Annotated in this window: 18 protein-coding genes and 1 pseudogene; 11 read left to right on the plus strand and 8 right to left on the minus strand. The window is 68.5% G+C overall.

Annotated features, from left to right (window positions below; genetic code table 11):
• Positions 1 to 76: 76 nt before the first annotated feature.
• Both BM249_RS16155 and BM249_RS16160 read right to left on the minus strand, forming a co-directional pair.
• The gene (locus BM249_RS16155; RefSeq protein WP_091973906.1) at positions 77 to 529 is read right to left on the minus strand and encodes a response regulator; all 453 of its coding nucleotides are present in this window, start codon (positions 527 to 529) and stop codon (positions 77 to 79) included.
• Complete coding sequence (locus BM249_RS16160) at positions 529 to 1,626, minus strand: PAS domain-containing protein (RefSeq protein ID WP_091973909.1); 1,098 nt, start codon at positions 1,624 to 1,626, stop codon at positions 529 to 531. Before BM249_RS16160 ends, BM249_RS16155 begins: the two co-directional genes overlap by 1 nt.
• 353 nt (positions 1,627 to 1,979) lie before the next feature.
• Here BM249_RS16160 and BM249_RS16165 point away from each other — a divergent pair, with 353 nt between their 5' ends.
• The gene (locus BM249_RS16165) at positions 1,980 to 3,437 is read left to right on the plus strand and encodes an AmpG family muropeptide MFS transporter (RefSeq protein ID WP_091973912.1); all 1,458 of its coding nucleotides are present in this window, start codon (positions 1,980 to 1,982) and stop codon (positions 3,435 to 3,437) included.
• Complete coding sequence (locus BM249_RS16170) at positions 3,434 to 4,384, plus strand: EcsC family protein (RefSeq protein ID WP_177232435.1); 951 nt, start codon at positions 3,434 to 3,436, stop codon at positions 4,382 to 4,384. The genes BM249_RS16165 and BM249_RS16170 overlap by 4 nt, the downstream gene beginning before the upstream one ends.
• Before the next feature lie 23 nt (positions 4,385 to 4,407).
• Here BM249_RS16170 and BM249_RS16175 read toward each other — a convergent pair whose 3' ends face one another.
• Positions 4,408 to 5,784 carry a leucyl aminopeptidase family protein gene (locus tag BM249_RS16175; protein WP_091973915.1) on the minus strand — a complete coding sequence of 459 codons (1,377 nt, stop codon included), beginning with the start codon at positions 5,782 to 5,784 and terminating at the stop codon, positions 4,408 to 4,410.
• Positions 5,785 to 5,909: 125 nt separating this feature from the next.
• Here BM249_RS16175 and BM249_RS16180 point away from each other — a divergent pair, with 125 nt between their 5' ends.
• Positions 5,910 to 6,740: a tetratricopeptide repeat protein gene (locus tag BM249_RS16180; RefSeq protein WP_091973918.1), complete on the plus strand. Its 831-nt coding sequence runs from the start codon at positions 5,910 to 5,912 to the stop codon at positions 6,738 to 6,740.
• Between the two features lie 52 nt (positions 6,741 to 6,792).
• Here the strand turns inward: BM249_RS16180 and BM249_RS16185 are convergent, their stop codons facing one another.
• Both BM249_RS16185 and BM249_RS16190 read right to left on the minus strand, forming a co-directional pair.
• Positions 6,793 to 7,467, minus strand: coding sequence for a metallophosphoesterase family protein (locus BM249_RS16185; protein ID WP_091973920.1), 675 nt, complete (start codon positions 7,465 to 7,467; stop codon positions 6,793 to 6,795).
• Complete coding sequence (locus BM249_RS16190) at positions 7,467 to 8,645, minus strand: pyridoxal phosphate-dependent aminotransferase (RefSeq protein WP_091973923.1); 1,179 nt, start codon at positions 8,643 to 8,645, stop codon at positions 7,467 to 7,469. Before BM249_RS16190 ends, BM249_RS16185 begins: the two co-directional genes overlap by 1 nt.
• 171 nt (positions 8,646 to 8,816) lie before the next feature.
• Between BM249_RS16190 and BM249_RS16195 the strand changes: the two genes are divergently transcribed.
• The 6 genes from BM249_RS16195 to aat all read left to right on the plus strand — a co-directional run bounded on the left by BM249_RS16195 (position 8,817) and on the right by aat (position 13,315).
• Positions 8,817 to 9,614: a DsbA family protein gene (locus BM249_RS16195; RefSeq protein ID WP_091973926.1), complete on the plus strand. Its 798-nt coding sequence runs from the start codon at positions 8,817 to 8,819 to the stop codon at positions 9,612 to 9,614.
• Between the two features lie 81 nt (positions 9,615 to 9,695).
• Entirely contained in the window at positions 9,696 to 10,175 is a 480-nt protein-coding gene (accB, locus tag BM249_RS16200) for an acetyl-CoA carboxylase biotin carboxyl carrier protein (protein ID WP_091973979.1), read from the plus strand.
• A 13-nt stretch (positions 10,176 to 10,188) separates the two neighbouring features.
• Positions 10,189 to 11,544 (plus strand): acetyl-CoA carboxylase biotin carboxylase subunit, encoded by a 1,356-nt coding sequence (gene accC, locus BM249_RS16205; protein ID WP_091973929.1) that lies wholly within the window; start codon positions 10,189 to 10,191, stop codon positions 11,542 to 11,544.
• A 95-nt stretch (positions 11,545 to 11,639) separates the two neighbouring features.
• Positions 11,640 to 11,948 (plus strand): hypothetical protein, encoded by a 309-nt coding sequence (locus tag BM249_RS16210; RefSeq protein WP_091973932.1) that lies wholly within the window; start codon positions 11,640 to 11,642, stop codon positions 11,946 to 11,948.
• A gap of 249 nt (positions 11,949 to 12,197) precedes the next feature.
• Entirely contained in the window at positions 12,198 to 12,530 is a 333-nt protein-coding gene (locus BM249_RS16215; RefSeq protein WP_091973935.1) for a hypothetical protein, read from the plus strand.
• 125 nt (positions 12,531 to 12,655) lie between these two features.
• Positions 12,656 to 13,315 carry a leucyl/phenylalanyl-tRNA--protein transferase gene (gene aat, locus BM249_RS16220; RefSeq protein WP_091973938.1) on the plus strand — a complete coding sequence of 220 codons (660 nt, stop codon included), beginning with the start codon at positions 12,656 to 12,658 and terminating at the stop codon, positions 13,313 to 13,315.
• Between the two features lie 69 nt (positions 13,316 to 13,384).
• Here the strand turns inward: aat and BM249_RS16225 are convergent, their stop codons facing one another.
• Together BM249_RS16225 and BM249_RS16230 are read right to left on the minus strand one after the other, a co-directional pair.
• The gene (locus BM249_RS16225; RefSeq protein ID WP_177232436.1) at positions 13,385 to 14,044 is read right to left on the minus strand and encodes a DUF2155 domain-containing protein; all 660 of its coding nucleotides are present in this window, start codon (positions 14,042 to 14,044) and stop codon (positions 13,385 to 13,387) included.
• A gap of 110 nt (positions 14,045 to 14,154) precedes the next feature.
• A complete protein-coding gene (locus tag BM249_RS16230; protein WP_091973941.1) occupies positions 14,155 to 14,571 on the minus strand; it encodes an NADH:ubiquinone oxidoreductase subunit NDUFA12 in 417 nt (138 codons plus the stop codon).
• A gap of 498 nt (positions 14,572 to 15,069) precedes the next feature.
• Here BM249_RS16230 and BM249_RS16235 point away from each other — a divergent pair, with 498 nt between their 5' ends.
• Together BM249_RS16235 and BM249_RS16240 are read left to right on the plus strand one after the other, a co-directional pair.
• On the plus strand, positions 15,070 to 18,798 hold the full coding sequence (locus BM249_RS16235; protein ID WP_091973944.1) for a vitamin B12-dependent ribonucleotide reductase: 3,729 nt from the start codon (positions 15,070 to 15,072) through the stop codon (positions 18,796 to 18,798).
• Positions 18,799 to 19,422: 624 nt separating this feature from the next.
• Positions 19,423 to 19,734, plus strand: a pseudogene (locus BM249_RS16240) (NAD-dependent epimerase/dehydratase family protein); the annotation flags it as partial.
• Between the two features lie 27 nt (positions 19,735 to 19,761).
• Here BM249_RS16240 and BM249_RS16245 read toward each other — a convergent pair.
• The coding region (locus BM249_RS16245) for a transposase (RefSeq protein ID WP_143103784.1) at positions 19,762 to 20,102 on the minus strand (341 nt) is incomplete at its 5' end.

Raw genomic sequence — 20,102 nt, forward strand, 5'->3', positions numbered from 1 at the left:
CACGACGTCCGCCCGGCCATGGAGCATCGCCGAGTTCCACCGGTCAGAAATCCCCGAACGGCGTTCGTCCGATGGGTCAGTGATGCACCCGCCGGTCCTGCTGAGCGGCGAGGCGGAAGCCTTCGAGACCGTCGAGGCTCGCGACGTGACCGGCACGACACTCGGCGACGTAGCGCAGGGCCCCGGCCACCACCCGCTCGGAATACGGCTTGGCGATCACCCCGACGGCGCCGGCGAAATCGTCCGGAATTCGCTTGGCATTGGCGGTCATGAACACCACCGTGGTGCGGGGATCGGCGCTGAGGGCCTGGGCCACCGCGACACCCGTCGGTCCGTCGACGAGGTGAATGTCGACGAGGGCGACGTCCGGATGGGTTTCCTGCCCCAGAGCAATGGCCTCCTGCGACGAGCAGGCGACGCCGACGATCACGTAGCCGAGGTCGTCGAGGAGACATTCGAGTTCGAGGGCGATGAGGGCCTCGTCCTCGACCACGAGGATGCGCAAAGGGCTCGGCGAGGTCTCGGACATCAGGATGCGTTGTCCTCGGGATCGGCGACCGCGTCGCGCAAGGAAACGGAATCGAGGGGAACGCTGATCTCCACCCGCGTGCCTGGGGCCGTCTCGCGCCACGCGATGGTGCCGCGCAGCTGGCGCACCACCATATCCACGAGGGACCGGCCGAAGCCCGACGGGTTCGGCCGCCCCGCCGACAGGCCGACGCCGTCATCCTCGATCACCATGTGGAGGGCGCCATCGTGCCGCCGCGCCGTGATGCCGATCCGGCCGGAGCGATCATCCGGAAAAGCATGGCGCACGGCGTTCGTCGCCAATTCGTGCAGCATCAGGGCCAGGGGCGCCGCCATGGCGGCCGAAACCGCCATGGACTCGATGGAAGCGTCCACCGCCACGCGCTCCCCGTCGATCCCCGCCACGAGGTCATCGACGAAATCATCGGCGAATTCGCGAAAATCGAAACGCGTCACATCCCCCGCCGAGTAGAGCATGCGGTGGACCGTCGAGAGGGCGCCGATCCGCTCGGCCATGCCGTTGAGGGCGTCGCGGGCCTCGCCCTCCGGGGTACGCCGCGCCTTGAGCAGCATGAGGGACGAGATGACCTGGAGGTTGTTCTTGACCCGGTGGTCGACTTCGTGAAGCAGGGCCGTTTTCTGTTCGAGGGCGGCGCGGAGATCCGCCGTCTGCTCGGCGACCTGCCGGCCGAGATTGGCGTTGGCGTCGCTCATGGTCATTTCGAGGGTGCGCTTGCCCGTCATGTCGGCCTGGGCCGAGAAGTAATGGGTCACGACCCCATCGGCGTCCCGCACCGGAGACAGGGTGAGGCCGTTCCAGAACCACGACCCGTCCTTGCGGTAGTTCACGAGTTCGGCCTCGAAGGAGGTCCCCGCCGCGATGGCCGCGCCGATGGCGGCGACCGTCTCCGGGGCGGTCATCGGCCCCTGCAGCATCCGGCAGTTGCGGCCGGCGATATCCTCCCAGGCATAGCCCGTCAGCGTCAGGAAGGCCGCGTTGGCCCACACGATGGGATGGTCCGGACGCTGCGTGTCCACCAGCACCATCGGCGTGGGGCTTCCCTCGAACGCGGAGGCAAACGTCGCCCCTGCGTCCATCGATCCTTCCAGGCGACGGGAGCGCGCCGTCATGGCTGCCTCGCACGCGGTCCCGCCATGCCCCGCATGGATCGGACGGCTTGGCGACAAGGAGGGCGACGCGTCACGAGGAGCATCCCGATTGAGTATGACGTCGAGAGGACGCACAGGGGAATGCAACCGACTGACGGCGAGAGGCGCAAGTCCCAATTGGCATACATGCAGTTTTAACGCAGCCTGTTAACAGGTTATCGGCCATTCCAGAGAATGCCAAGGTCACGCCGTTAACGTCCTCGCGGGCGAACCGACTGATGTGACCGCCGTCCGTAACGGCTGCAAACTTAAGCGCCGAGCTTGAAAAGGAGTTCCACCCCATGGCCGAAAGCCCTGTGCGGAACCGTCGCCGCCTGCGTGCCTGGGTCGAGGATCGCCGCATCCCGCTGATGTTGGCGCTCGGCTTCTCGTCGGGCCTGCCCCTGCTCCTCGTGCTGGGAACCTTCTCGACGCGGCTCGCCTACTCGGACGTGGACATCAAGACCGTCGGTCTCTTCAGCTATCTCGCGCTGCCCTACACCCTGAAGTTCCTCTGGGCGCCGCTCATCGACCGGTTCGACGTGCCGGGGCTCACCCGCCGCCTCGGGCGCCGCCGCGCCTGGATGGTGACGACGCAGGCCGCCGTCGCGGCGGCCTTGAGCCTCATGGCGTTCGCCGATCCGTCCACGAGCCTGGGACTCCTCGGCCTCGGCGCCTTCCTCCTCGCGTTCTGCGCCGCAACCCAGGACGTGGTCATCGACGGCTGGCGCATCGACGCCGCCGGCACCGACCTTCAAGGCGTCCTCGCCGCCACCTCGAATCTCGGCTACCGCTTCGGCTTGATGATGGCGGGAGCCGGCGCCCTGTTCCTCGCCGATGCCTATGGTTGGCAAACCGCCTACCTCTGCATGGCGGCCTTCATGCTCGTCGGCCTCCTCGCCGCCCTCCTGGCCCCGGCATTCGACACGACCGGGGACGCGGCGCGCGCGGCGGCGGCGACGGAGGGCGCGGCGGGGCGTCCGGTCAAGGTCTGGACGTTTCGCGGCGCCGTGTTGGAGCCCCTCACCGAACTCCACCGGCGCCTCGGCCCCGGCCTGTGGGCGATCCTCGTCCTCGTGGCGTTCTATCGGATGCCGGATTTCATCTCCGGCGTGATGGCGAGCCCGCTCTACCGGGAGGTCGGCTTCACCCTGACGGAGATCGGGGCGGTCTCGAAACTCTACGGCATCTGGGTCGGGATCGCGGGCGGGTTCGCCGGGGGCTGGGCGATGCAGCGATTCGGCCTGTTTCCGACCCTGCTGGTCGGCGCGTTCCTCGGCGCCGCCTCGAACCTCGCCTTCTCGTGGCTGTCCTTCGGCGGACCGGAGGTGTGGCGCCTCGCGGCGGCCATCTCCATCGATAATTTCTGCGGTTCCTTCGCCGGTATGGCCCTCATCGCGTACATGTCGAGCCTGACCGCGCCGGGCTTCGCCGCGACCCAGTACGCCCTGTTCTCGTCGCTCTATGCCCTGCCGGGCAAGCTCGTGGCCGGCACCTCGGGCTACGTGGTCGCCGCCTATGGCTACCCGGTGTTCTTCGCCTTCACGGCGGCCGTCGGCATCCCGGTTCTGGTGCTCTGCCTGTTCGTCGGGCGGGCCGGCGAGCGGAGCGCCGCGCGCGCGACCGCCGAGGCGGATGGAGCGAACGCCGTCATCGAATCCGCCGATCCCGAGGTCTCACGCGGGAACCATCCCGGCGCCCCTGGGCTTCCTTTGTCCGGCACTCCGGTGCCCGGCCAACGCGCGAGATCCCAGACGTGAGCAACCTCTCCCTCGTTCCCGAGTCCGATACCGACGACACCGCTTCGATCCCGACGCCCCAGAACGGGGCGAGCTTGAGCGACACGGATGCCGCCGCCCTGCGGCGCGCCGTCCGGACCCTGGAGAATCCGGGCCTCGCCTCCCGGCTTTCGGCGGCGGCGGGTGCCCCCCTCGACATGATCGGCAAAGCCCTGCCGGAGGCCGTGACCGGTGCCGTCTCGCGCGCCACGGAGAACGCCATGCAGACCGCCCTGCGGGTGGCGCTGGCGACCCTGCCGGAGGCACGCAAGACCGTGGTGCCGGCCGGTCACGATCTCATCGAGACGGTGGCGGAGGCCCCCGTCAGCGCCGGGGCGCGCCTCGGTCGCCTGCTGCCCCATAGCGATTTCGCCCACAAGGCCATGGCGGCGGTGTCGGGCGCCGTGGGTGGGGCCTTCGGCCTCGCCACCCTCGCGGTGGAACTGCCCCTCTCCACCACCCTGATGCTGCGCTCCATCGCGGGCATCGCCCGGGAAGAAGGCGAGGACCTATCGGATCCGGAGAACGCCCTGGCCTGCGTGCAGGTCTTCGCCCTCGGCGGTCGCGCCGGCGAGACTCCGCTCACCGAGAGCGGCTATTTCGCCGTGCGGGCGGCACTCGCCAAGACCATGGCGGAAGCGGCGCGCTATGCCGGCAACCGTGCCTTGCTGGACGAAGCCGCCCCGGCGCTCATCCGGTTCTCCACCCAGATCGCCGCCCGTTTCGGCATCGTTGTGTCGCAGAAGGTCGCCGCCCAGGCGGTGCCGATCCTCGGCGCCGTCGGTGGGGCCGCCGTGAACACGGCTTTCATGGACCATTTCCAGGCGACCGCTCGGGCGCATTTCACCGTGCGCCGCCTGGAACGGACCTACGGCGCCGATCTCGTGCGCGCGGCCTACGAGGTCGAGAAGGCCGCCATCGCGGCCTAATCCGATCCGCCGCGCCTCGGCGGTCAACCGGCCGCCGGGTATCGGTTCGCCAACAGGGCATGGACGAGGCGGGCCGTCTGCACCTCGCCGCCCTCCGGCCGCCCCGGCTTCGTCGACGGGTTCCAGCCGTAGAGATCGAAGTGCAGATGCGCTCGGGTGGCGGGGGCGAAACGGCGCAGGAACAACGCCGCCGTGATCGCCCCCGCGAAGGAGCCGCCCGGCGCATTGTTGAGGTCGGCGACCTTCGAATCGAGCATGCCCGCATAGGGCGCGTGCAGGGGCAGGCGCCAAACCGGATCGGCCACGGTTTGGCCCACCTCGGCGACGGCAGCGGCAAGCGCCTCGTCCTCCGTGAAGAAGGCCGGCAGATCGGGGCCGAGGGCGACGCGGGCAGCGCCGGTCAGCGTCGCGAAATCGATGAGCAGATCGGGCTTCTCGGCATCCGCCAGGGCGAGGGCATCGGCCAGGATGAGGCGGCCTTCCGCATCGGTGTTGCCGATCTCGACGGTGAGGCCGGCGCGGCTGCGGATCACGTCGCCGGGGCGGAAGGCGGCGCCCGAGATCGCATTCTCCACCGCCGGCACGATGAGGCGCAGGCGCAGGCGGAGCCCCGAGCCCATCACCATGGCGGCGGCGGCGAGCGCCGCTGCGGCCCCGCCCATGTCCTTCTTCATCAGCAGCATGCCGCTCGACGGTTTGATGTCGAGGCCGCCGGTGTCGAACACCACGCCCTTGCCCACCAGGGTGACGCGGGGCGCCGAGGGATCGCCCCAGGTGAGGTCGATGAGGCGGGGGGCGCGGGGCGAGGCGGCGCCCACCGTATGGACGAGGGGAAAATCCTTGGCGAGGGCGTCGCCGCTGGTCACCGTGACGGCGGCGCCGTGGATTTCGGCGAGGTGGCGGATCGCGGCCTCGATCTCGGCGGGGCCGAGGTCGTTGGCCGGGGTGTTGACGAGGTCGCGCCCCAGGGCCACCGCCTCGGCGATGCGGGTGACCGCCGCGGCATCCACGCCCGCGGGTGCCACGAGGGTCGGCAAGGCGGCGCCGGCGGCGCGGTAGCGGGTGAAGCGGTAGCTGCCGAGGAGCCAGGCGAGGGCGGCATCGGCACCGTCGAAGCCCGTCCCGTCGAGGCGGTAAAGGCCAGCCGGCAGGGCGGCGGGCAATTTTCCGATGAGTAGGCGGTCGCGGTTCGGTCCGGCCTCCCCGAGGCCGAACAGGACGCGCCCGAGTCGTCCATCGGCGGCCGGCACCAGGGCGAGGCGTCCAGCTTTCGGAGCGAAGCCCGTGGCCCGGGCATAGGCCGCTTCATGTGGAGCGAGGCCCGCTTCCACCGCCGCCCAATCCGCCGGGGCGACGCAGACGATGGAAATGGCGGATGCGAGGTCGGGCGCGGAATCGATGAGTCGGGACAGGGTCGGGTTCCTCGTACGGGACGGACTTAACCGATGGTTAGGGTTAACGGTCTATCACCGCCCCACCGGCAGCGTGAAGCAAGGTCGGGTCACGTGCAGTCGGCGGAGTCGTCATGGTCGGGCCGCGTTTCGAATCGTCGCGGAATCTCAAGCGCCTCTTCGGCATCACCGTCGTGGCGCTGCTGGCCACCGCCTGCAATCGTAAAGATGGCCCGGCGACGACGGGCTCCCTCGGCGGCCTCACGCTGCCGAGCTTCGGGCGCGCACCGACGAACGTGGTCACGCGCCGCGACGTCGATGCCATGGGCGAACGCTACGCAGCGGACCCGAACGACCTTCCCCTAGCCATGCGGTACGCCCAGGCCCTGCGGGCCACGGATCAGCGCCCCCAGGCCGTGGCGGTGCTGCAGCAGGCCGCCCTGCGCAACCCGAAGAACACCGCCGTGCTCGCCGCCTACGGCAAGAGTCTGGCCGAGGTCGGTCGCTTCGCCGAAGCCGAGGACGTGCTTCAGAACGCCCATACGGCGGCCCAGCCCGATTGGCGCGTGCTCTCGGCGCAGGGCGCCGTGGCCGACCAGCTCGGCGACCATGCCCGCGCCCAGGGACTCTACGAGGCTGCCCTGAAGATCCAGCCCGAGGATCCGACGATCCTCTCGAATCTCGGCCTGTCCTATGCCCTGGGCAAGCGCCTCGACGATGCCGAAGCGGTCCTGCGGCGCGCCGCCGCCCAACCCCGGGCCGACGCCCGGGTGCGCCAGAACCTCGCCCTGGTCTACGGCCTGAAGGGCAAGTTCGCGGAAGCCGAGGCGGTTTCCCGCCAGGACCTCTCGCCCGAAGAGGCGGCGGCCAACACCGTGGCGCTCAGGGCCCTCGTCGCCCAGCCGAACGCCTGGAAGGCCCTGAAGGCGGCGGACCCTGGCGCGAAAGCCGCCAGACACGGCTGATCTCGGCTCCGCTCGGGCGCCGGACGGCCCCGCCGATTCGGCAGGGTCCGGATCAGACCTCCGCCGGAACCTGCAGAATCTCCACCGGCGGCCCCTGCGCATCCGTGAACACCCCCGCCGTGAGGGTGGCGCCGTAGACGCAGGCCGTGTCGAGGTTGGTGCGGTGGGCACGCAGATCCGGCCGGCCGCTGCGTTGCGGCGTGTGGCCGTGCACGACGTGACGGCCGAAATCGTAATCCGCCGACAGGAACGGCTCGCGGATCCACAGGTGGGTCTCGGGATCGGGATCGATGCCGGGTCGACCGGGCCGGAAACCGGCATGGACATAGTAGCGGCGCGCATCTTCCCAGACGGTGGGGAGGGCGGAGATCCAGGCGAGGGCGTCACGCGGCAGGGCCTGCGGGTCGGGCGTTCCGAAGGAACGCAGGGTCGCGCGCCCGCCATTCTCGAGCCAGGACGTGGTGCCGAACCCGCCACGGTAGGCGTCGAGCATCATGCTTTCGTGATTGCCCATGAGGCAGGTGACGCGATCCGGCTCGGCGACCTGGAGGGCGCGCAGGGTCGCGATCACGCCGGCGCTGTCGGGACCACGGTCGATGTAATCGCCGAGGAACACGAGGCGGCGCGCTGCGCCTGACCGGTGCGTGTCGATGCGGGCGAGGAGCCGCGACAGGGCACCGGCGCAGCCGTGAATATCCCCGATGGCGTAGGTGAGGTCCGCTCGCATCAGCGCAGCCACATCGTCAGGCGCCGCACGGCGTCGACGCAATCGGCCTGCGAGCCCGCGAACGAGAACCGGACATGGTGGTGCCCCGCCACGGCATCGAAATCCAGCCCCGGTGTCGCCGCCACGCCGGCCTCGTCGAGCATCCGGCGGCAGAAGCCGGCCGCGTCGTCGGTGAGGTCGGAAACATCGGTGTAGAGGTAGAACGCGCCGTCCGCCGGATGCGTGCGCCCGAGGCCGAGACCGGGAAACGCCTCGAGCAGGAGGGCGCGATTCGCCGCGTAGCCGGCGCGCACGGCCTCGACCTCCTCCACGGCGTCGAACGCCGCCACGGCCGCGACCTGCGATAGGTAGGGCGCCGAGATGAACAGGTTCTGGGCGAGGCGCTCGACGGGCCGAACCAGCCAATCCGGCACCACCATCCAGCCGATGCGCCAGCCGGTCATGCACCACGTCTTCGAGAACGAATTGATGACGACGGCATCCGGCTCGTAGCGCAGGGCGGTGTCGGTGGGCACGCCGTAGCTCAGACCGTGATAGATCTCGTCGGAGATGAAGTGGAGCCCGAGGGCGCGGGCCGTGGCACAGAGATCGGCGAGGCGCTCGGGGGCGATCACCGTGCCGGAGGGGTTTGCCGGGCTCATCACCAGCACGCCGGACAGGGGCGTCTCCGCATGGAGCGCGCGCAGACCCGCGCTGGTGGGCGCGTAGCGATCCGCCTCCGCCAGGGGCAGGGGGGTGGGCACGAGGTCGAGGGCGTTCAAGATGCTGCGATAGGCAGGGTAGCCCGGCTGCGGCACCGCGACCCTGGCGCCCGCGTCGAACAGGCCGAGAAAGGCGAGGATGAAGCCCGCCGACGAGCCGGTGGTGACCACGATGCGCTCGGGCGACACCGCCACGCCGTGGGTCTCGGCATAGTGCCGGGCGATGCGCTGCCGCAAGGCCGGAAGGCCGAGGGCCTGGGTGTAGGGCAGGGCGCCTCCGGCAAGCGCCGCCTGTGCCGCCGCGATCACGGCGCGGGGAGCCGGGGCCGAGGGCTGGCCCACCTCCATATGAATGACACCCTCGCCACGCGCCTCTCGGGCGGCGGCGGCCGACATCACGTCCATGGCGAGGAAGGGCGCCACCCGCTCCGCGCGGCGGGACGATCGGGGCGGGGCGGGGGGAGAGCGAAGCGTCATGGCGGCGTTCTACGGTGGTTCGGCCCCGGACGGAATCGCCCGCCGTCGCGCCGTTGCGAGATTGACCGGCCGCCGCGAAAACGCCTAACCCCGCCCATAGACGCACGCTCCGACGTGCACGATCTTTTTCGCCCGGCCGCGTTTCCCGTGGTCGCGCTCCCGCGAGGACGCATGCCCCTGCTCCGGTCCCTTCTCTCCACCGCCGTCCTGTTCGGGGCTTCGGCCGCCCTGGCGCAGACGACCCCGCAGGATACGCCCGCCCCGGCGACGTCGGCGCCGGTCTTCTCCGACACCCAGCGCCAGGCCATCGAGGCCATCGTCAAGGATTACCTCGTCAAGAATCCGGACGTGCTGCAGGAGGCCATCGCCGAGGGCGAGAAGCGGGCCCAGGAGACCCAGAAGCTGGCTCAGGCCGCCGCCTTGAAGGAATCCCGCGAGGCCCTGCACAATTCGCCCCACGGCGTGGTGGCCGGCAATCCGACCGGCGACGTCACTTTGGTGGAGTTCTTCGACTACAATTGCGGCTATTGCCGCAAGGCACTCGGCGACATTCAGGCCCTGATCAAGGGCGATCCGAAGCTGAAGGTGGTGCTCCGTGATTTCCCCGTGCTCGGGGCCGAATCCCTCGAGGCCAGCAAGCTCGCCCTCGCGGCCAAGCAGCAGCTGAAGGCCGACAAGATGTTCGACTTCCACGTCAAGCTCTTGGAGACGAAGGGTCGGGTAACGGGCGAGCGCGCCCTGGCGGTGGCCAAGGAGATGGGCCTCGACACGGCACGCCTTGCCAAGGACGCCCAGGGACCCGAGGTAAAGGCCGCGCTCTCCGAGAACATGACGCTCGGCGACAAGCTCGGCCTCTCCGGCACCCCGGCCTTCATCATCGGCGACGAGGTGATTCCCGGCGCCGTCGGCGTCGATCCGATCCGCAAGACCATCGGCGATGTCCGCCAGTGCGGCCACGCCAATTGCTGACCCGCCCCCATGCCGGGACATAACGCGTCCCGGACCGACACTTCCAGCCTGACGACGACCGAGCCGATGCCCAAGGAGCCGATGTCCAAGAACGATCCCTTCGATCCGGAGCTCGTGCGTGAACTCGCCCAGCTGGTCACCGAGACGGATCTCACCGAGATCGAGGTCGAGAAGGGGGATCTGCGCATCCGCGTCGTCCGCCGGATCGAGCCGGTCCATGTCCAGATGGCGGCCCCCGCCCCGGCGCTCGCCGCCGTGGCGCCTGCGCCTCAGCCCGTCGCCGGTCCCGGCACCGTGCCCGAGCGGACCCGGGCGGGCGCCGGCAATCCCGGCGCCGTGCCGTCGCCCATGGTCGGCACCGCGTATCGCCGGCCGTCGCCGGACGCCAAGGTGTTCGTCGATGTCGGCGCGAAGGTGGAGGCCGGCGAGAAGCTCCTCCTCATCGAGGCGATGAAGACCTTCAACGAAATCGTGGCGCCGCGCGCCGGCACCGTCACGGCCATCTTCGTCGAGGACGGCCAACCCGTCGAGTTCGGCGAACCCCTCCTCGTCATCGAGTGAGGATCGAGGCATCATGTTCGACAAGATCCTGATCGCCAACCGGGGCGAGATCGCCCTGCGCATCCTGCGCGCGGCCAAGGAACTCGGGATCGCGACCGTCGCCGTCCATTCCACGGCCGATGCCGACGCGATGCACGTGCGACTGGCCGACGAGAGCGTGTGCATCGGCCCACCCGCCGCCCGCGACAGCTACCTCAATATCCCGTCCATCATCGCGGCCTGTGAAATCACGGGCGCCGACGCCGTGCATCCCGGCTACGGCTTCCTATCGGAGAATGCGCGCTTCGCGGAAGTGCTGGCCCATCACCAGATCGGGTTCATCGGCCCCAAGGCCGAGCATATCCGCATCATGGGCGACAAGATCGAGGCCAAGCGCACGGCGAAACGCCTCGGCATTCCGTGCGTGCCGGGCTCCGAGGGCGGGGTCGAAGACCCCATCGAGGCCAAGCGCATCGCCGCCGAGATCGGTTACCCGGTGCTGGTTAAGGCCGCCTCCGGCGGCGGCGGGCGCGGCATGAAGGTGGCGCGCACGGAAGCCGACCTCGAGACCGCCCTCGGCATGGCCCGCCAGGAGGCCAAGGCCGCCTTCGGGGACGACGCGGTTTATCTCGAGAAGTATCTCGAGAAGCCGCGCCACATCGAGATTCAGGTGCTGGGCGACGGACGCGGCAACGCCGTGCATCTGGCCGAGCGCGATTGCTCCCTGCAGCGCCGCCACCAGAAGGTCTGGGAGGAGGGCGGTTCGCCGGCCCTCAACGCCGATATGCGCGCCGAGATCGGCGGAATCTGCGCCCGCGCCATGCAGGAGTTGCAATATCTCGGGGCCGGCACCGTGGAGTTCCTCTACGAGGACGGGCGGTTCTACTTCATCGAGATGAACACCCGTATCCAGGTCGAACATCCGGTCACCGAGATGATCACCGGGATCGACCTCGTGAACGAGCAGATCCGGGTCGCCGCCGGACTGCCCCTGTCGGTCAGCCAGGACGACATCGTCGTCTCCGGCCACGCCATCGAGTGCCGGATCAACGCCGAGCACCCGGCGACCTTCCGGCCCTCGCCTGGCCTCATCACGTATTTTCATCCGCCCGGTGGCCTCGGCGTGCGCGTCGATTCGGCGGCGTTCCAGGGCTATCGCATCCCGCCGAACTACGATTCGCTCATCGGCAAACTCATCGTGCATGGGCGGACCCGCAACGAGTGCCTCATGCGCCTGCGCCGCGCCCTCGACGAGTTCGTGGTCGACGGGGTCGACACGACGCTGCCGCTGTTCCGGACCCTGGTCCGCAATGCCGACGTGCAGAACGGCGCCTATGACATCCACTGGCTGGAGAAATTCCTGGCGGAAGGCGGTCTCGACGAGCCGTAAGGCGTTGGGGCGGAACGGGACGGGGCGGCGCTCGTTGCTCAGCGAAGCTGCTTCCGGCGGATCGTTCCGGAGCGGCATCGCCCTAGGATTTCCCCATGCGTCTGACGTCCGCTCTGCTCATCTCCGCCCTGCTCACCGGCTCCGCCCTGGCGCAGTCGTCCTCCGGCAATGTCGGCCAACCCGAACGGGCCGTACCGCAGGCCGGCAACACCACGGGCGGCCCCCTCGACAATCCGTCGAGTCGCGACATGGCCCCGGCCCGCGCCAGCGGCGCGATGCCCGCGGGGGAGGGCGGCGTCTCACCGGGGGTCGGCTCCGTCGAGTCGGCCAAGGGTGGCAATGCCCAGCAGAATGAACGCGCTGTGCCGAACACCGGCAACACCTCGGGCGGCCCCGCCCGCTAACGCTTCCCATCGATGCCCAAATCGGAGGTCGGTCCCGCAAGGACCGGCCTTTGTCATGACACGCCTTCGCACGTGCGGCATCGGCATTGTGCGCTGCCGCACATTCTGCTTTGCCGGCGTACGTCCCCGAGGAACGGATTGCGCGCAATCGACTTTCCCTGACACACCGGATGGAAGCGAAACTTCCGCCGGGGCGCTCACCGCCCCGTCCCAGCCGGATATCCCGTCAGAGCATTTCGAAAGACCCCCATGCGTTCCGTCATCACTGCCGCCGCCGCTCTTCTCCTCACCGTCGGCGGTGCCCTCGCCCAGTCCCCCTCCGGCAATGTCGGCCAGCCCGAGCGGGCCGTGCCGCAGGCCGGCAACACCACCCGCGGCCCCCTCGACAATCCGTCCGTCCGCGGCGCGTACCGCAATGCCGATACCGGCCTGATCGATCTCGACGTGACGGGCAGCATCGCCCGGCCGTTGCCCTCGAACGGGACGGCCGTCGTGGTAGACTCGGCCAAGGGTGGCAACGCAGAGCTGACCAACCGCAATGTGCCCAACCTCGGCACCACCTCGGGCGGCCCGGAATTCTGATCCCCGTCTCACCCCGACGTTGAGGGACGGCGAGGCCTCACGGCTTCGCCGTTTTACGTTTTCGAGGGGGCGGGGCATGGCTTCCGCCCTGGCCTTCGGGCCGCCGCCACGCCACACTCCGCATCATGCATGACGCCGACCGCGTGGACATCACGCCCGAGATTTTGCTCAAAGCCTATGCGGCCGGCATCTTCCCCATGGCGGAGGATGCCGACGATCCGACGATCTACTGGGTCGAACCGAAAGCACGCGGCATCCTGCCCCTCGACGGGTTCCACGTCGCCAAGCGCCTCGCCCGCACGGTTCGGGCGGACGGGTTCACCGTGAAGGTGGATCAGGATTTCGACGGGGTGATCGCGGGTTGCGCCGCCCCGCGCCGCGACGCCCAGCGGACCTGGATCAACGGCCGCATCCGCGAGCTCTACGGTGCCCTGTTCGACGCGGGCCACGCCCATACGGTGGAAGTCTATCTGGATGGCCGGTTGGTGGGGGGGCTCTACGGCGTCTCCCTCGGCGCCGCCTTCTTCGGCGAGAGCATGTTTCATACGGTGCGGGACGCCTCGAAGGTCGCCCTCGTCCACCTCGTCGCCCGCCTGCGCGCCGGCGGCTACCGCCTCGCCGACACTCAGTTCATCACCGATCACTTGGCACAGTTCGGCGCCGAGGAGGTGCCGCGCCACGTCTACAAGCGGCGCCTCGCCGAGGCCATCGCTCACCCGGCCGATTGGGACGTCTGGCCGCTGGACGTGCCGATCCCCGGAGCCAAGGCCCTCGCGGCCCTCTGATGGGGTTTCAAAGGAGTCGTTCCCTTGGTGGCATCGGGCCGAGTCCGATCCCTCCGAACGCCCGGGATCCTATCGGAACAGCGCGTCGAACAGGTTCTGCGGCTGGGGCGGCGGGGCCGGGGCCGGGCCCTCGTTCGACGGGAAGAACTTTCGCGAGGGCTTCTGCTTCGGCTGAACCGGCACGCCGCGCGGGGCCTCGACATCCACCTGCCCGTTGGGATTGACCTGCTGGGCCGTGCGGGTCGCGTCGCCCCCGCCGCGCTGGCGCCGCGACTTCTCGGGCTTCGCCGCCGCCACGGGCACGTCCTCCTGCTCCTTGGCCTCGGCGATGACCTCGGCCCCGCCCTTACAATCCACGAGCCAAACGTCGTAGATCGGGTGCTCGATGGCATGCAGCCCAGGGCTCGCGGCGAACATCCAGCCGGTGAAGATGCGGCGATACTTGCTGTCGAGGGTGACTTCGTCGACCTCGAGAAAGGCCGTGGTCTTCGGGCTCTCGGTGGGAGGGCGGCTGTAGCACACGCGCGGGGTGAGCTGGAGCGCGCCGAACTGCACGGTCTCGTCGACGGCCACCTCGAACGACACGATGCGGCCGGTGATCTTGTCGAGGCCGGAGAACACCGCCGTGGGATTCTTGATCTTGTCGGCCTGAGCGGGCAGCGCGCTCAGGCCCAAGGCCAGGGCGACGAGGCCGGCGTTTCGCGAAATCCGTGCGATGTTGCGGCTCACGGCTCGCTCCCTTGGACAACGCGCCGTTGGACGAAGGGCGACGCGCCCCGCGTTTAAGGGCGCAACATTGGTGGAAAAAGGGCCGGTGCCGGCGATTCGTCTGGTCGGGCTCAGTTCCCCGGGGTCCAGGGGGCGTAATCGCCCGTGGCGGCGGGGCGCTGGCCGGTGCTGAGCTGCGACCCCTTGGGCCGATAGGCCCCCCAGGTCCCGGTCAGGTTCTCCACGTGAGGCTTCTGCCACGTGCGCGGCGTGTAGGCCTCTTCGCTCGGCGGCACGTCGCCGTTGTGGCACAGCCAGGAGCGCCAGCCGGGCGGCACCTTCGAGGCATCGGCGTAGCCGTTATAGACCACCCAGCGCCGCTCGGCGCCGACGGAGCGGTCGATGAGGGGCCCTTGCGCGCGATAATAGGTGTTGCCGGCCTCGTCTGTTCCGACCCGTTGTCCGCGGCGAGCCGTGTAGAGGGCAAGCGACATCGTCTGCCCGTTCCACCAGGTGAAGATCCGCAGGAGCGTGTCCTTGAGAGCCATCGCGTTCGCCTGAAAGGGGCATTCCCGCCCACCGCCGTCATTGGGCGGGACTATGGTGACGTGAGGCCATGGTGTCCAGCCACGGGGCGTGGCTGAGCCCGGAATGTCACAGGGCGCGCCCGTTAACCATGCGGCCGGTCGCCAAAGCGTGCGCGAAACCTGTGCGGCGCACGATTCCTCGCGGCGATTCCGAAAGCCCCAAGACGCACTTATCGGAAAGTGCGTGTCGTCCACAGGATTAAGGCCGCCGACACAACATCTAGTCAGGAACATAGCCAGCGCACACAAGTTATTGACGTGAGCCCACCGGACGCGCTAGCGTTTGGACGTCGCCGGAGCGATCCGATCCTTCAGCGGCTCAGCTTTCTCGTCTGACCAGACCGGCGCCTCGCGGGCGGTTGCGAGCGCATGTCCGGTCGAGGCGAGCCGACACTTTCAGGACAGGGTCCGGCGTCGCGCCGGGCCGCCAACGTCGCCAGCGGGCGGGAGACAGGTTTCATGCGGTTCGAGCGGCGCCTCACCACGGCCGGACAATCCCCCTACGCAACGATTCCCTTCCGCAAGACCCTGAGCGAGATCCGCAATCCGGACGGCTCGGTGGTGTTCCGCCTCGAGGGCATCGAGGTCCCCGAGAGCTGGAGCCAGGTCGCCAGCGACGTGCTGGCCCAGAAGTACTTTCGTAAGGCCGGCGTGCCCGCCCGCCTGAAAAAGGTGGAGGAGAACGACGTTCCGTCGTTCCTGTGGCGTTCGGAGGCCGATCTCGCCGCCCTCGACGCGCTGCCCGAGGCCGAACGCTACGTTTCGGAGACCTCCTCGACGCAGGTGTTCGATCGCCTGGCCGGCTGCTGGACCTATTGGGGCTGGAAGGGCGGTTACTTCTCGTCCGAGGAGGATGCCAGCGCGTTCCTCGACGAGCTGCGCTTCATGCTCGCCCGCCAGATGGTGGCGCCGAACTCGCCGCAATGGTTCAACACCGGCCTGCACTGGGCCTACGGCATCGACGGTCCGGCGCAGGGCCATTACTACGTCGATTATCGCACCGGCGCGCTGACGAAGTCGGCCTCGAGCTACGAGCACCCGCAGCCCCACGCCTGCTTCATCCAAGGCGTCCAGGACGACCTCGTGAACGAGGGCGGCATCATGGACCTGTGGGTCCGCGAGGCGCGCCTGTTCAAGTACGGCTCGGGCACCGGCTCGAACTTCTCCATGCTGCGCGGCGAGAACGAGAAGCTCGGCGGCGGCGGCCGTTCGTCGGGTCTGATGTCGTTCCTCAAGATCGGCGACCGGGCGGCGGGCGCCATCAAGTCGGGCGGCACCACGCGCCGCGCCGCCAAGATGGTCATCGTCGACATCGATCACCCGGATATCGAGGCCTATATCGACTGGAAGGTGAAGGAGGAGCAGAAGGTCGCCGCCCTGGTGACGGGCTCCAAGATCGTCTCCAAGCACCTCACCGCCGTGATGAAGGCCTGCACCCAGTGCGAGGCGGAGGGCGACGCCTGCTTCGACCCCGAGCGCAACCCCGTCCTCAAGAAGGCCGTGAAGGCCGCCCGCAAGGACATGGTGCCGGATTCCTACACCAAGCGGGTGATCCAGTTCGCCCGCCAGGGCTTCACCAAGATCGAGTTCCCCGTCTACGACACCGACTGGGATTCGGAGGCCTACCTCACGGTGGCGGGCCAGAACTCCAACAACTCCGTGTCGCTGACCGACGACTTCTTACGCGCCGTGGAATCGGATGCCGATTGGGAGCTGAAGGCCCGTACCACGGGCAAGACGACGAAGACGCTCAAGGCCCGCGATCTCTGGGAGAAGATCGGTGAGGCCGCCTGGGCCTCCGCCGATCCGGGCCTGCACTTCAACACCACGATGAACGACTGGCACACCTGCCCGGCGGGCGGGCGCATCCGCGCCTCGAACCCGTGCTCGGAGTACATGTTCCTCGACGACACCGCCTGCAACCTGGCCAGCGCCAACCTGCTGACCATGTACGACCGCGCCTCGAACCACTTCGACGTCGCCAGCTTCGAGCACCTCAACCGCCTCTGGACGGTGGTCCTCGAGATCTCGGTGATGATGGCGCAGTTCCCGTCGAAGGAGATCGCCGAACTCTCGTTCCGCTACCGGACGCTCGGCCTCGGCTACGCCAATATCGGCGGCCTGCTCATGAGCATGGGCTTGCCCTATGATTCCGACGCCGGTCGGGCGCTCGCCGGCTCGCTGACGGCGATCATGACGGGTGTCGCCTATGCCACCTCGGCCGAGATGGCCGGCGAACTCGGGGCCTTCCCGGCCTACGAGGAGAACGCCGACGCCATGCTCAAGGTGATCCGCAACCACCGCCGCGCGGCGCATGGCGAGGCGGGGGGCTACGAGTTCCTGTCCATCGCGCCGGTCCCCCTCGACCACGCCAACATCCCGCAGGCAGATCTGGGTGAGCGCGCCCGCCTCGCCTGGGACCGCGCCCTCGCCCTCGGCGAGGAGCACGGCTACCGGAATGCCCAGGCGACCGTCATCGCGCCGACGGGCACCATCGGCCTCGTGATGGATTGCGACACGACGGGCATCGAGCCCGACTTTGCCCTCGTAAAGTTCAAGAAGCTCGCCGGCGGCGGATACTTCAAGATCATCAACCGCGCCGTGCCGGATGCCCTGCGGACGCTGGGCTACCGCGAATCGGAGATCGCCGAGATCGAGGCCTACGCGGTGGGCCACGGCTCCATGGGGCAGGCGCCGGCCATCAACGCCGGATCGCTCAGGGCCAAGGGCTTCACGGACGAGAAGATCGCGGCCGTGGAAGCCGGCCTGAAATCGGCGTTCGACATCAAGTTCGTGTTCAACCGCTGGACCCTCGGCGACGACTTCCTCACCGAAATCCTCAAGGTGCCCTCCGAAAAGCTCGCCGATCCGACCTTCGAGATCCTGCCGTTCCTGGGCTTCTCGAAGAAGGACATCGAGGCGGCCAACACCCATATCTGCGGGGCGATGACGCTGGAGGGAGCCCCCTTCCTCAAGCAAGAACACTACGCGGTGTTCGATTGCGCCAACCCGTGCGGCCGCATCGGCAAGCGCTACCTCTCGGTGGAGAGCCACATCCGCATGATGGCGGCGGCCCAGCCGTTCATCTCGGGCGCCATCTCCAAGACCATCAATATGCCCAACGACGCCACGGTGGAGGATTGCAAGAACGCCTACCGCCTGTCCTGGACCCTGGCGCTCAAGGCCAACGCCCTCTACCGCGACGGCTCGAAGCTGTCGCAGCCCCTGAATTCCGCCCTCATCGCCGACGAGGCGGACGAGGCCGAGGAGGCGGTGGAAGCCCTGGTGGCGGCCCCCGCCACCGCCAAGGCCGCCCAGCTCGCCGAGAAGGTGGTGGAGCGGGTCATCGAGCGCGTCGAGCGTATCCGGTCGCGCGAGAAGCTCCCCGACCGGCGCAAGGGCTACACCCAGAAGGCCGTGGTCGGCGGTCACAAGGTCTATCTCCGCACGGGGGAATACCATGACGGCCGCATCGGCGAGATCTTCATCGACATGCACAAGGAGGGCGCGGCCTTCCGAAGCTTGATGAACAACTTCGCCATCGCGATCTCCATCGGCCTCCAGTACGGCGTGCCCATGGAGGAATACGTCGACGCCTTCACCTTCACCCGCTTCGAGCCGGCGGGCTTCGTGCAGGGCAACGACGCCATCAAGAACGCCACCTCGATCCTCGACTACGTGTTCCGCGAACTCGCGATCTCGTATCTCGGCCGCATGGATCTTGCCCATGTCGATCCGTCCGACATCGGCAACACCGTGATGGGCAAGGGCGAAGGGGAGGGGGCCCGCGAGGACCGGCCCGAACCGGTGGCCGCCAACGTGGTTTCGCGCGGCCTCCTGCGCGGCTCGGCCGACCGCCTGACCCTGATCCAGGGTGGCCCTGCCGGCGCGACGACGGGTGTCGGTGCGGCGAACACCGGCGTCACGGCCCCGGCCGGCGGCGTAGTCCATGCCCTGCGCGGCGCAACGGCCCTCAAGGCGGAGCCGGCCCAGGCCGGCCTCGCCGAACCCCTGATCGAGGCGCTGCCCTTCGCCAAGCCCGAGCGCACGGTCTCGGACCGCCGCGCGGAAGCGAAGATGAAAGGCTATGTCGGCGAAGCCTGCCCAGAATGTGCGAACTTCACGCTCGTGCGGAACGGTACATGTTTGAAGTGCGACACCTGCGGTGGCACGACGGGGTGCTCATGACTATCACGACTTTCTATTTGTCATGACGAGCAGCATAACATTTCGTTTTTCGCGGTGTTTCTGACTATTAAAACGGCATAAAGCTGCGTTTGAGGCGAAGGCGTGTGGAGCGATCCGCGCGCCTTTCTTTTTATTTCCAGTGCCTTACGGGTCAGGGGGGCGTGGGTACCGAAACGGAATCGAATTGAGAAAGCTTGCTGTATGGGACGGGGCACATCCCAAGCCGGCTTGCCTCGCAGCAGACTGACGTCGTCCCGCGCCAACTTTCAGCGTCGGAGGGGAGGGACCTACCTGCCCAGCGAACCATGTCCGGCAAAGGCGTTTCGCCGATGGGGGGCCGGCTTGCTTAAGCGTGTAAGCCAGTCGCTCGTCTCAGGCTACACACTGTCCATCCCGAGATCGGCGCAGATGGCCCCGAGCGCGTCCACGACGTACGCGGGGAGCGCGTCGACCCAATGACTTGCTGCTCCTGACAGCAGAGCTGCATCCGCCGTCCCAAGCGAATCACCCAGGGGATGGCTGGCCCGTTAGATCCAGAGCGGTAAACTCATCGGAGCGGCGGCGCGTCATGCCCCGTAATCGCCGCCGGCGAGCATGGATGGCGAATCGCCGGCTGGATGGACCATGACCGCAGATCGATCGAATCGCGGGAAAGCGCGGCGAGTCCTTGTCCTGGGGGCAACGGGCACCATTGGCCGGGCGACCGTGCGCGCTCTGGTGTCACGCGGTCATGAGGTCGTCTGCCTTGTCCGGCGCTCGGCCATCATCGCGATCCCCGTAAATTCGGTCGAACCGCCAAGGGTATCCACAGGTGCCGGCGAACGGATTGTGGACTTGACAGATCCGCTGTCGCTCGCACGCGATGGGATCCGGGGCGAATCTTTCGATGTCCTGGTGTCGTGCCTCGCGTCGCGCACCGGACTTCCCTATGACGCTTGGGGGTTCATTGCCAGGTTTGGTGGATCATGCTGCGAGGAGGAAGCGTCGGCGCAGGAGGTCGAGCTTGGCGCGGCCGTACATGGTGCGGTTGAGGAGCTTGAGGCGGTTGACCTGCCCCTCGGCCTGTCCGCTGCTCCAAGGCAGGCGAAGGCCGGCACGAACAGCGGCTGCATCCTGAGCGAGGGTGATGGCGAAGCTCTCGACCACCCGCACACCGCAGGCACGGGCGTCGGACAGCCAAGCGTCGAAGGCGGGGGCGATGCTGGGCATGGCCAGCCCGCCGCCGCAGCGGCTGCGGACGATCCGACAGAACCGTCGGCCGAGGTCGACGACCTTGGCAGCCTCGTCATCCTGCAGCACGCGCG

Source organism: Methylobacterium gossipiicola, from assembly GCF_900113485.1.
Classification (GTDB): domain Bacteria; phylum Pseudomonadota; class Alphaproteobacteria; order Rhizobiales; family Beijerinckiaceae; genus Methylobacterium; species Methylobacterium gossipiicola.